This window comes from Cryobacterium sp. MP_3.1 (assembly GCF_035984795.1).
Lineage (GTDB): Bacteria > Actinomycetota > Actinomycetes > Actinomycetales > Microbacteriaceae > Cryobacterium > Cryobacterium zongtaii.
Window position 1 is genome coordinate 30,813 of the sequence record NZ_JAXCHV010000009.1, and the last position, 11,536, is coordinate 42,348.

Consider the following 11,536-nt stretch of genomic DNA (forward strand, 5'->3'; position numbering starts at 1 on the left):
GGCCGAAAGACCCTGCCCGGGTGGCCAAGAGCACCCTCGACCTCGTAGGCTGAAGGATTGCCCGGGCCGCTGTTGTGGCGCCCACCCCGCACAAATTGCCTGATCTTCCCGCACTGCCGCCGGCATCCACACCCGAGCAGCGCCCGGAAAACGGATGCCCCAACCCGATTGGTTGTCCGTTATCAGCTCCACCGAACCCGCCGACGCGGCGGGCGCTCCCAGCGCCGCCCCGTCCCCGTCAGCCCCGCCAACAGCAGCCACCTCGACCAGCCGGCCCCGACGTTTCGGCGTGCACGTGCCGGCCCCTCGGATCTTCTATCCGGCGTTGGGCATCATCGCGGCCGTCGTCCTGGTCAGCATCTTCTTCCCGGTGCGCACCGGTGCCGTCCTCGCGCAACTGCAGACCCTGGTGGTGGCCGGCCTCGGGCCGTACTACCTCGTGCTGGTGGCGTTCTTCGTCATCTTCGCACTGTGGATGGGGCTGAGCCGGTTCGGTGACATCAAGCTCGGCCAGGACGACGACAAGCCGGAATTCGGGCTGATGTCCTGGTTCTCGATGCTCTTCGCCGCGGGCATGGGCATCGGACTGGTGTTCTGGGGTGCCGCCGAGCCGCTCACCTACTTCCTGGAGCCCAAGCCGGGCGTGCACGGCAGCCGCCCGGAGCTTGCTGCCGCAGCCATGTCCCAGACCTTCCTGCACTGGGGCTTCCACGCGTGGGCGGTCTACGCCGTGGTCGGCCTGTCCCTTGCCTATGCCATTCACCGCAAGGGCCGGCCGGTCTCGATCCGTTGGGCCCTGGAACCGCTGCTCGGCGACAAGGTGAAGGGTCGCCTCGGCGATGCCATCGACGTCACCGCGATCGTGGGCACCCTGTTCGGTGTGGCCACGTCGCTCGGGCTCGGTGTCAAGCAGATCGCCGCGGGACTGCGCCACCTGGGCGTCGTCGATTCCGTCAGCAACACCCTGCTGGTGGTCCTGATCGTGATCATCACCCTCATCGCCATCGCCAGCGTCGTCAGCGGCGTCGGCAAGGGCATCAAGTGGCTGTCGAACATCAACCTCGGCGCGGCCGCGCTCTTCCTGGTCGCCGTCCTGCTGCTGGGCCCCACGATGTATCTGCTGCGGGTCTTCGTGGAGTCCCTCGGCGGCTACTTGCAGAACATCGTCGGACTCACCTTCGACGCCAGCGCGTTCACCGGCCAGGCGGGTCTGGACTGGCAGGGCAGCTGGACGGTCTTCTACTGGGGCTGGTGGATTTCCTGGGCGCCGTTCGTCGGTGTCTTCATCGCCCGGATCTCCCGTGGCCGCACCGTGCGCGAGTTCGTCGCCGGCGTTCTCCTGGTGCCGACCCTCGTCACGTTCCTCTGGTTCGCCGTGATGGGTGGCAGCGTTATCAAGCAGGTGTGGGAGAACCCCGCTGCACTGGTCGACCCCGAGGTGGGCATCGTGCCGGAGAACGTGCTCTTCGACTTCCTCGCCGCGCTTCCGTTCGGGCCGGTGCTGGCGGTGCTGGCTGTGGCGATCGTCGCCATCTTCTTCATCACCTCGGCCGATTCCGGCTCCCTCGTGATCGATATGCTCGCCTCCGGCGGCGAAACCGATCCGCCCAAGTGGAGCCGTATCCTGTGGGCCAGCCTGGTCGGCGTCGTCGCGATCGCTCTCCTGCTCGCCGGTGGCCTGTCCGCGCTGCAGACCGGCGCCATCCTCACCGCCATCCCGGTGAGTGTGGTGATGATCGGCATGTGTATCGCCACCTATCGGGCCTTCAGGGCCGAACACCAGGTGCTCGTGCAGGTCGAACGCCGGGTCCGCCGGGAGGAAATGGCCCGCCGGATCAGCCAGAGCGTCACCAACCATCTGGAGAACAACTTCGACGACCACTTCGGCGACCAGATGGACGGCCGCATCAGCGCCGCGATCACGGATGCCGCCGGCAACGTCTCCATCCAGACGCGGGAACGACGTGCCTTCTGGCCACGCCGACCGCGCGGCCAGACCCCCCTGGTCGACCGCCCCGACCTGGGCGAACTCACCCCGGAGGAGATCGGAGAGATGCAGGACCTGGGCGATCTGATGCCTCAGGACCCGCAGCCCACTGCGGACACGTCGTCGGCGCACCCGTCGGCGGCAGACCACGCCGAACCCGACGCCGTGACGCCGGATGCCGCTCTCGCGCCGGACGCCGACCCGGAGGACCCGCGCACGTCGTGAGCCGTCTGGCGAACCGGGCCGGCCGGGCCTGACGCGCCGCACACCGAAAGGGCCTGACAGGCGAGGCCATCCCCGCGGTCAGGCCTTTATCGACGGCTGCCGAAGCGGGCCAGTGGCTCGCTGAGGCAAGTCACGTGGGCCCAGAGTCGAGGCTCGGTACCTACGACACGTGAGCACACACCCCCCAAACGCGACAGACTGAGGACGTGACCCGTCTTTCGTTCGATCCGTCCAGACTCGGTCGCGGGCTCGCATTCGCCTCGGCGATCGATGATCTGAGTGCTGCGCTTGATCGGAGCCGCACCGTGGTCGTCAGCGCGCCGCCGGGCACGGGAAAGACAACACTCGTGCCGCCTATCCTCGCCGATCGGGTTCCGGGTCGTGTGATCGTCACTCAGCCACGCCGGGTCGCTGCCCGCGCCGCGGCCCGACGACTCGCGCAGTTGGACGGATCCTCTCTCGGCTCTCGCGTCGGATACACCGTCCGTGGCGAACGCCAGGTGAGTCCATCCACCCTGATCGAGTTCGTTACCGCCGGCGTGCTCCTGCGCCGACTGCTCGATGACCCTGGTCTCGACGGGATCGATGCGGTCATCATCGACGAAGTGCACGAACGGGCTTTGGAGACGGACCTGCTGATCGGGCTACTCGGCGAGGTCCGCGAGCTGCGCGACGACCTCGTCCTCATCGCGATGTCCGCGACCCTCGACGCCGAGAGGTTCGCGTCAATTCTCGGTACGGATGCGGGCCCGGCCCCGATCGTGACCCAGAGCGCACCGGCCCATCCGCTCGAGGTGCGCTGGGCGCCCTCTCCCACACCTCGACTGGATGAGCGGGGGGTCACCTGGGCTTTCCTCGACCACGTCGCGAGCACCGCGGTTGCCGCACACCGCACCCTCGTGCGCACCGATCCGGCCGCCGATGCTCTCGTCTTCGCGCCGGGTGCGCGTGAGGTCTCCGAGATCGCCGGACGCATCCGTGGTCTCGCCGCGGAGTTCGACGTGCGGGAACTGCACGGCCAGATCCCCGCCGCAGAGCAGGATGCGGTGGTCAGTGGGCGGAGCCCCGATGCTGCGGCACGGATCATCGTCACGACGTCACTGGCCGAATCCTCTCTGACCGTGCCCGGCGTACGCCTGGTCGTCGACACCTGCCTGTCTCGTGCTCCGCAGCGCGATGCTGCGCGCGGCATGAGCGGTCTCGTCACCGGCCCGACGCCCAAGGCCTCCGCCATCCAGCGCTCGGGGCGCGCCACCCGGCAGGGGCCTGGCGTCGTGGTCCGCTGCGTCGACGAGCGCACCTTCGCCACGGCGCCGTCGCACGCCACCCCTGAGATCCAGGCGGCAGATCTCACCGATGCAGCCCTGCTCCTCGCCTGCTGGGGCGCCCCAAGTGGCGTGGGCCTGCGGCTGGTCGATCCGCTCCCGTCTGGCAGCCTGGACGAGGCCCTCGCCGCGCTGCGTGGGCTCGGCGCGATCGACGCCGATGGCCGCGCCACCGACGAAGGCCGAGCGCTCGCCCGCGTCCCGACAGCTCCGCGCCTCGCCCGCGCACTGCGCGCCGGGAGTGACCTGGTCGGCGGGCGCACAGCGGCCGAGGTCATCGCGCTGCTCACAGGTGACCTCCGCGTTCACGACGGAGACGCCCAGGCCACTCTCAACGCGCTGCGCGCTGGACGAAGCCCGGATGCCCGCCGATGGGAGCAGGATGTCCGCCGTCTCGAGCGCTTCGCCGGGGCGATTGACACGGCGCGAGGAGGCGCTGATCAGACCGGACTGATCATCGCGCTCGCCTTTCCCGAGTGGATCGCCCGCCGCGTCGATCAATCGCCCAACGGTGCAACCTTTCTTCTCGCCTCCGGCACCCGTGCCGGGATCACCGGTCAGCTCGCGAGTGCCGACTGGTTGGCGGTGGCGGACGTCACTCGGGCAGAGGGACGAGCGGCCGCAGGAACCGGAGCACTCATCCGCTCTGCCGCCGTCATCTCTGAGAACCAGGCGGAGCAGGTGGCGCCCCATCTCTGCACAGACCGGGTCGAAGCACGGTTCGTGGACGGGCGCGTCGTGGCCCGCCGCGAACGTCGGATCGGTGCGATCATTCGCTCGTCCGTGCCGGTGCGCGTACCGGCGGACGATGGCGGACGGGATGCCGTCCGCCGTGCCGTCACAGCGCACGGCCTCGGAGTGTTCATCTGGTCGGACGCCGCGGACGCTCTGCGGCGTCGCCTCGCGCTGCTGTATCGCGAGCTCGGATCGCCCTGGCCGGATGTCTCAGACACCGTTCTGCTCGCTACGCTCGATGCCTGGCTCGGCCCCGAGCTGTCAGACCTGGCCGCCGGCACTCCAGCCGCGCGCATCGACCTTGCCCCTGCACTCCGCCGTACCCTGCCCTGGCCCGCCGCGGTCGACCTTGACGCTCTGGTTCCGGAGCGCTTCCGGGTTCCCAGCGGTTCGCATGTCCGTCTCAGCTACCCACCCGCCGATGATTCGTCGGCTCGTCCCGTTGTGGCCGTGAAACTCCAGGAGTGCTTCGGATGGGCAGAGACGCCACGAATCGTCGGAGGACGAGTGCCGGTGTTGTTCCACTTGCTTTCCCCCGCCGGGCATCCCCTTGCCGTGACCGACGACCTCGCATCCTTCTGGGCAGGTCCGTACTCGCAGGTGCGAGCGGAGATGCGCGGACGCTACCCGAAGCACCCTTGGCCGGAGGACCCCTGGTCCGCCGTACCCACCCGGCACACCACGCGCCGCGCTGCCCTGGGCTAGGGCCGCGACACACCCTGCGGTCAGCTGAGCGCTATGCGCCGGGCACCATGTCCGCGAAGCGGGAGTAGTGGCCGTGGAAGGCCACGGTGACGGTGCGGGTGGGGCCGTTACGGTGCTTGGCCACGATCAGGTCGGCCTCGCCCGCGCGCGGGTTGTCCTTCTCGTACGCGCTCTCGCGGTGCAGCAGGATCACCATGTCGGCATCCTGCTCGAGCGAACCGGACTCACGGAGGTCGGAGATCGCGGGCATCTTGTCGGCTCGCTGCTCCGGGCCACGGTTCAGCTGGGACAGGGCGATCACGGGGACCTGCAGCTCCTTGGCGAGCAGCTTGAGCGCCCGGGAGAACTCGCTCACCTCCTGCTGGCGGGATTCGACCTTCTTGCCCGACGTCATCAGCTGCAGGTAGTCGATCACGACGAGCTTGAGGCCCACACGCTGCTTCAGTCGTCGGCACTTGGCGCGGATCTCGACGAGGGTCATGTTGGGGCTGTCGTCGATGTAGAGCGGCGCATCATTGATGCGGCCGCGGGTGGCGGCGATGGTGGTCCAGTCGCGCGCTTCGACGTTGCCTTTACGCATGCTCTGCAGGGGCACGGATGCCTCGGCGGCGAGCAGACGCATGGCGATCTCACTGCGGCCCATTTCGAGCGAGAAGAAGATGCTCGGCATGTCGTGGTGGATCGAGGCGGCCCGCGCGAAGTCCAGCGCGAGGGTGGACTTACCCAGGGCCGGTCGGGCGGCGACGATGATGAGCTGGCCGCCGTGGAAGCCGTTGGTGAGCTCGTCGAGGTCGGCGAAGCCGGTGGGTACACCGGTGAACTGGCCGTCCTTGAGCTTGGCGGCCTCGATGTCCTCGATGGCGGCCGTGACGGCGTCGGTGAGGGGGACGTAGTCTTCGACCTCGGTGCTGCCCGTGATCGAGTAGATCTCGGCCTGGGCGGTGTTCACCAGGTCGAGGACCTCGCCCTCCCCCGCGTAACCCATCTGCGCGATCCGGGTTCCGGCGTCGACGAGCTTACGGAGCATGGACCGTTCGGCCACGATGGTGGCATAGAAGCCGGCGTTGGCAGCGGTGGGCACCAGGCTGGTGAGGGTGTGCAGGTAGTCGGCGCCGCCGGCGCGGGAGATCTCGCCGAGCTTGGTCAGCTCGTCGGTGACGGTGATGACGTCGGTGGGTTCACCCTGCGCGTAGAGCGAGAGGATCGCGTCGAAGATGATCTCGTGCTTGGGAACGTAGAAATCGGCCGCGCGGACGGTCTCGACGACATCGGCGACGGCATCCTTGCTCAGCATCATGCCGCCCAGGGCGCTCTGCTCGGCCAGCAGGTCGTGCGGTGGCGTGCGTTCGGCGTGGCGCGGTTCGGAGCTGCCACGGTACTCGGAGCCGCGTTGATCTGAGCCGCGTTGATCGGCGTAACCCAGGTGAGCTATCGACACGCCGAGCCTCCTCGTGTTGGTGTGGTTCTGGTGTATCAGGAGCCGCTGACAGCGGTCATCCGGCAGGCAGGCGCACAAGAGCGAATACCTGCTTGCCCACCATAGAGAGACTCGTCTGCCCAGCCAAACCACCCTGTGGATAACTCTGTGAGTAATCTGCGCGAAACGCCGCACGACTTGTGCACAACCTGTGCACTGGGCTGTGGACAACTCACGAGTATTTAACTGAAAGTAGCGTTTGATCAGGTATTAAAACTATTCACATGTGTGTGGAAAAACTAGTTTCAATGCTCGATTGAATGTTGATGAAATAGGTGGACACCTGTGCACAAAGCGGTGTGAAACACGGGACAAATGTGCCAAGAATGGGGGCTACGCGCTTGGGCGTTAAATAGGAGTAGCGGCGGCTTCTTTCGAAACCGCCGCTACTCCTGATGAAACGAGACTACTTTGCGGCTACCACCTGAAGGGTGATGGTCGCGCTGACCTCGTCGCGCAGACGAACCGTCGCAGTGTGCTCACCGGTCAGCTTGATCGGGCTGAGCTCGATCTTGCGCTTGTCGATGGCACCGAGGCCGGCCGCGGCAACCGCGTCGGCCACGTCGGTGGTCTTGACGGAGCCGAACAGGCGTCCGCCGGCGCCGGCCTTGACGACCAGCTTGACCTTGGTGTTCTCAAGGGTTGCCTTGAGAGCCTGGGCCTCTTCGAGGGTGGCGTGCTCGCGGGCTACGCGGGCGGCCTTGATCTGCTCGATCTGCTTTTCGCCACCGCGGGTCCACGCAACAGCGAAGCCCTGGGGGAGAAGGTAGTTGCGAGCGAACCCGTTCTTGACATCAACGATGTCACCGGGGGTACCGAGGCCGGAGACCTCGTGCGTCAGAATCAATTTCGACATGTGAGGGCTCCTTACCGGCCTGAGCCGGCGTAGGGCAGCAAGGCCATTTCGCGGGCGTTCTTGACGGCACGCGCGATCAGGCGCTGCTCCTGGACGGAGACGCCGGTGATGCGGCGGGCGCGGATCTTTCCACGCTCTGAGATGAACTTCCGAAGAGTGGGGACATCTTTGTAATCGATGACACCAACCCGGATCGACTTCGCGGGAGCGGCGTTCTTGCCACCCTTAGCACCGCGGAGCGGCTTGCGGCGGTCGCCGCTCGACTTTCCAGCCATGATTTCCTAACTTTCTAAAACGTGTGAGTGCAGCCGTCAACCGTGAGGTTCGGCTTAGAAGGGGGTCTCGTCGCTGAAGTTGCCCGGGGTGTTCCAGACGTCGCCGCCGCCAGTGTTGGCTGCGGGGGCGCTGGGTGCCCAGGGCTCGTCGTTACCCTGCTGCTGCGCGACGGGCGCGCCGCCGCGGGGAGCAGAGGATGACTGCGCGCGCGTGAGGGAGGCGGTGGCGTAGCGCAGCGAAGGACCAATTTCGTCGATCTCGAGCTCCATGCTCGTGCGCTTTTCACCTTCCTTGGTCTCATACGAACGCTGCTTGAGACGCCCGGAAGCGATGACACGGGAACCCTTGGTCAATGAACCGGCCACGTGCTCGGCGAATTCACGCCAAACGCTCGCGCGCAGGAACAGTGCCTCGCCATCTTTCCACTCACTCGTTGCGCGATCGAAATTGCGCGGAGTGGAAGCGATGGTGAAGTTGGCTACCGCCAGCCCGTTCTGCGTGTAACGCAGTTCCGGATCGCTGGTGAGGTTGCCCACCACGGTGATTACGGTCTCGCCGGCCATGGGCTACTTGTCGCTTGCCTTGTCGGCGTCTGCCTCGGCAGGAGCGTCCACGGCGACCGGAGCTGCCGGGGCAGCTGCAGGCTTCGCGGATGCGGCGACCTTGGCAGCGGGAGCTGCGGCAGGAGCGTCGGCCTTGACCGGAGCAGCAGCAGCCTTCGGGTTGGCTGCCTTGCGGGCGGCCTTCTCGGCGGCAAGCTTGCTTGCGACGGCAACCTGGGCGATGCCCTCTTCTGCGCGAAGCACCTTGGTGCGCATGACGGCTTCCGACAGCTTCAGCTGACGGTCGAGCTCGGCAGTTGCTGAGGCGTTTGCGGTGAAGTCGACGACGGCATAGATGCCCTCGGCCTTCTTGTTGATCTCGTATGCGAGACGGCGGCGACCCCAAACGTCAACCTTGTCAATGGTTCCACCATCGTTGCGAACAACGTTGAGGAACTTGTCAAGGCTGGGAGCTACGGTGCGCTCATCGATCTCGGGATCGAGGATTACCATCAATTCGTACTGATGCATGACTAACCCACCTCCTTCGGACTAAACGGCTGCAGTATTTCTGCAACAGGAGGGTTGTGCATGTGTTGAACGTGGAGGCCGGGAATCCGGCACACAGACAACCTGCCAAGACTACTGGAACCGTGGTGATTCCGCCACCATCCCCTCCGATGCCCTCCGCATCGGAAGTCTTCCGCGAGTTGCCCACCTGCGGACGAGCTGCCCCCGTGCTCCGGGGCAACTGGTCCGCGGCAGAGCAACTCGCGGCGCGCACACCTGCGGTGGTGCTCATTGGGTGGGGCGCAGACCGGCGTTGAGGAGCAGTGCGCGGAGGCGCTCAGGTCGGAAGGCATCCGCCCAGAGCCAGCGGACCATCGCCCGGCCGGGAGCACGCAACCGGTCCTCCCGGCGCTTTTCGGCCCAGACGACCTCGTCGATTGTGCGCCCGCCCATGAACTCGCCCCTGGTGTACTTGACCTCCCCGTCGAATTCGCCGAGCAGAGGCATCCGTTTCAGGTGAAACCGGCGCTTCCAGCGGAAGTCGACCCGGTCTTCACCGAAAGGGTGCGGGTAGACCACCTGCAGCTCCGGCATCGGCATGCCGGCAAGGAAGATGCCCGTGCGGCTCAGGGACTCCCCTGGCGAGCCCGACTTCGCGTCTGCGAAGCCGACGGACCGGCGGGCACGTCGGGTGCCCCGCGCACTTCCGAGCCGCAGCACCCGGTCCATCACCTCGTCACGCGTGACGGCCGGGACCACCGCACCGCCGGGGAGGAGGAACTGTTCCTGCAGTCCGGCATCCAGGCTGATCACCGCGGAGCGGAAGGGTTGGCTCCGGGCCAGGTCGACCAGGGTTCGGAGTCTCGTCGTCACCAATAGGCCGTCGATCTCGGTAACGTCCTCGTCCGGCAGCGGGTCGTGATGCCAGGCGATCCAGTTCTTCGACGTCCGCGTCTGTCCGCTCCCGCCCTGCAGGTGAACCTCGGTAGGCCACTGCCCGAGCACCGGCAACCCCCAGACCCGGGCCGCCGACAGGTGACTCACCACCGGGCGCGACTGCCTGGACAGCACCGCGGCCTGGATGCGCATCAGATAGCGGGCATCCGCGTCGGCGCTGGTCCAGATGGTCCGCGACACGTAGATGCCACGCCGCAGGCGCTCGGTGCCGCCGTGTTCGTACTCGCGGCGCTGGGCGCGCGCGTCGTGGCCGGGCTGATCGCGGGTGAGCCGCAGCTGAGACAGCGCGGAAGCGTTGGGGTCCATGCCGAGAAGCGTCTCCCGGTGGCCTCGCCGGGCGGTGACCGGTGCGCGAGCGGTGCAGAACTCGGCCGAGCTCGGCCTGTGGAGGACGGGCGCTCCCCCGCGAGCTGCCCTACTGCGGACGAGTTGCCCCGGTGTGCTGGGGCAACTCGTCCGCACGTGGGCAACTCGCCGAGGGGGCGGGCGGATCAGGCGCTGCGGGCCGCCCACCAGGACTGCAGACGGCGGGTGGCTTCCTCGGTGCCGAGAGGACCGTCGTCCAAGCGCTGCTCGAGGAGATAGCGGTAGGCCTCGCCCACCTCACGGCCCGGCGTCAGGCCCAGGATCGCCATGATCTCTTCACCGTCGAGGTCGGGCCGAACCGAGTCCATCTCTTCCTGGGCCGCGAGCTCGCGGATGCGCTGTTCGAGGTCGTCGTAGGCGAAGCCCAGCCGGTCGGCCTTGCGCCGGTTGCGGGTGGTGACGTCGGCTCGGGTGAGGATGTGCAGCCGCTCGAGCTGGTCGCCGGCGTCGCGCACGTACCGGCGCACGGCGGAGTCGGTCCAGGCCCCTTCGGTGTAACCGAAGAACCGCAGGTGCAGTTCCACGAGTTTGCCCACCGCAGCGATGGTGTCGTTGTCGAAGCGCAGCGCGCGCAGCCGCTTTTTGGCCAGCTTCGCACCGACCACGTCGTGGTGGTAAAAACTCACCACTCCGCCGGACTCGAGCCGCCGGGTGGCCGGCTTGCCGATGTCGTGCATGAGCGCCGCCAACCGCACCACGAGGTCGGGTTCGGGAAGGTTCTTACGGGTTCGCTCGTAGCCGATGGCCTGGTCGAGCACCGTCAGGGTGTGCTGGTACACGTCTTTGTGATGGTGGTGCTCGTCGACCTCCAGGCGCAGGTCCGGGATCTCCGGCAGCACGATCGCGGCCAGGCCGGACTCCACGAGCAGCTCGATGCCGGCCCGCGGGTTCTCCGAGCGGAGTAGTTTGCCGAGCTCATCGCCGACCCGTTCGGCGGAGATGATGTTGATGCTCCCTGCCATGGCGGACATGGCGATCGCGGTGTCGATCTCGAGGGTGAAGCCCAGCTGGGCGGTGAAGCGGGCGGCCCGCATCATCCGCAGCGGGTCGTCGCCAAACGAGATCTCGGGTGCGGTGGGCGTCCGCAGTACCCCGTTGAGCAGGTCGTCGATCCCATTAGACGGGTCGACGAGAGTGAGCTGCGGCAGCCGCAGAGCGAGCGCGTTCACGGTGAAGTCCCGCCGCAGCAGGTCATCATCGAGGCTGCTGCCGAAGACCACGTCGGGGCGGCGTGTCTGCCCGTCGTAGCTGTCGGCCCGATAGGTGGTGATCTCGACCTTCTCGCCCGCGATCTGGGCGCCGATGGTGCCGAACGCACGACCGATGTCCCAGTGCGCCTCGGCGATCGGCTTGACGATCGTCAGGATCTGGTCGGGAGTGGCGTTGGTGGTGAAGTCGAGGTCATTGGTGACCCGGTTCAGGAACGCGTCGCGGACGGGACCGCCGACCAGGGCCAGTTCATAACCGGCCGCGGCGAACGAGTTCGCCAAACGGGACACCGTGGGGGACGCAGCCAGGTCGCCCAGTCTTGCGAGGGCTGCCGTGACGCTCTGCATGCCCCAATGGTAGTTGCTC

8 protein-coding genes and 1 pseudogene are annotated in these 11,536 nt (G+C 67.1%); 2 read left to right on the top strand and 7 right to left on the bottom strand.

What is annotated here, in order from left to right:
- Positions 1-154: 154 nt before the first annotated feature.
- On the top strand, positions 155-2,212 hold the full coding sequence (locus RCH12_RS07905) for a BCCT family transporter (RefSeq protein WP_327016553.1): 2,058 nt from the start codon (positions 155-157) through the stop codon (positions 2,210-2,212).
- Positions 2,213-2,418: 206 nt separating this feature from the next.
- Positions 2,419-4,977, top strand: coding sequence for an ATP-dependent helicase HrpB (gene hrpB, locus RCH12_RS07910; RefSeq protein ID WP_327016554.1), 2,559 nt, complete (start codon positions 2,419-2,421; stop codon positions 4,975-4,977).
- Positions 4,978-5,008: 31 nt separating this feature from the next.
- On the opposite strand, the gene dnaB is transcribed toward hrpB, so the two are convergent.
- The 7 genes and pseudogenes from dnaB to RCH12_RS07945 all read right to left on the bottom strand — a co-directional run bounded on the left by dnaB (position 5,009) and on the right by RCH12_RS07945 (position 11,517).
- Positions 5,009-6,415, bottom strand: coding sequence for a replicative DNA helicase (dnaB, locus tag RCH12_RS07915; RefSeq protein WP_088457763.1), 1,407 nt, complete (start codon positions 6,413-6,415; stop codon positions 5,009-5,011).
- Between the two features lie 445 nt (positions 6,416-6,860).
- A complete protein-coding gene (gene rplI, locus RCH12_RS07920) occupies positions 6,861-7,310 on the bottom strand; it encodes a 50S ribosomal protein L9 (protein ID WP_088457764.1) in 450 nt (149 codons plus the stop codon).
- An 11-nt stretch (positions 7,311-7,321) separates the two neighbouring features.
- Positions 7,322-7,585, bottom strand: a complete 264-nt coding sequence (gene rpsR, locus RCH12_RS07925; protein ID WP_035835236.1) for a 30S ribosomal protein S18 — start codon at positions 7,583-7,585, stop codon at positions 7,322-7,324.
- Positions 7,586-7,639: 54 nt separating this feature from the next.
- A complete protein-coding gene (locus RCH12_RS07930; RefSeq protein WP_088457765.1) occupies positions 7,640-8,149 on the bottom strand; it encodes a single-stranded DNA-binding protein in 510 nt (169 codons plus the stop codon).
- 141 nt (positions 8,150-8,290) lie between these two features.
- A pseudogene (rpsF, locus tag RCH12_RS07935) lies at positions 8,291-8,659 on the bottom strand (30S ribosomal protein S6); the annotation flags it as partial.
- A 267-nt stretch (positions 8,660-8,926) separates the two neighbouring features.
- Positions 8,927-9,901, bottom strand: a complete 975-nt coding sequence (locus RCH12_RS07940) for a hypothetical protein (RefSeq protein WP_327016555.1) — start codon at positions 9,899-9,901, stop codon at positions 8,927-8,929.
- Positions 9,902-10,086: 185 nt separating this feature from the next.
- Positions 10,087-11,517 (bottom strand): CCA tRNA nucleotidyltransferase, encoded by a 1,431-nt coding sequence (locus RCH12_RS07945; RefSeq protein ID WP_103429923.1) that lies wholly within the window; start codon positions 11,515-11,517, stop codon positions 10,087-10,089.
- Between the last annotated feature and the right edge of the window lie 19 nt (positions 11,518-11,536).

Bases quoted from the DNA above. Each gene is read 5' to 3' on its own strand.
- RCH12_RS07905 (WP_327016553.1), top strand. From the start codon at position 155: ATGCCCCAACCCGATTGGTTGTCCGTTATCAGCTCCACCGAACCCGCC.
- rplI (WP_088457764.1), bottom strand. From the start codon at position 7,310: ATGTCGAAATTGATTCTGACGCACGAGGTCTCCGGCCTCGGTACCCCC.
- rpsR (WP_035835236.1), bottom strand. From the start codon at position 7,585: ATGGCTGGAAAGTCGAGCGGCGACCGCCGCAAGCCGCTCCGCGGTGCT.
- RCH12_RS07930 (WP_088457765.1), bottom strand. From the start codon at position 8,149: ATGGCCGGCGAGACCGTAATCACCGTGGTGGGCAACCTCACCAGCGAT.
- RCH12_RS07940 (WP_327016555.1), bottom strand. From the start codon at position 9,901: ATGGACCCCAACGCTTCCGCGCTGTCTCAGCTGCGGCTCACCCGCGAT.
- RCH12_RS07945 (WP_103429923.1), bottom strand. From the start codon at position 11,517: ATGCAGAGCGTCACGGCAGCCCTCGCAAGACTGGGCGACCTGGCTGCG.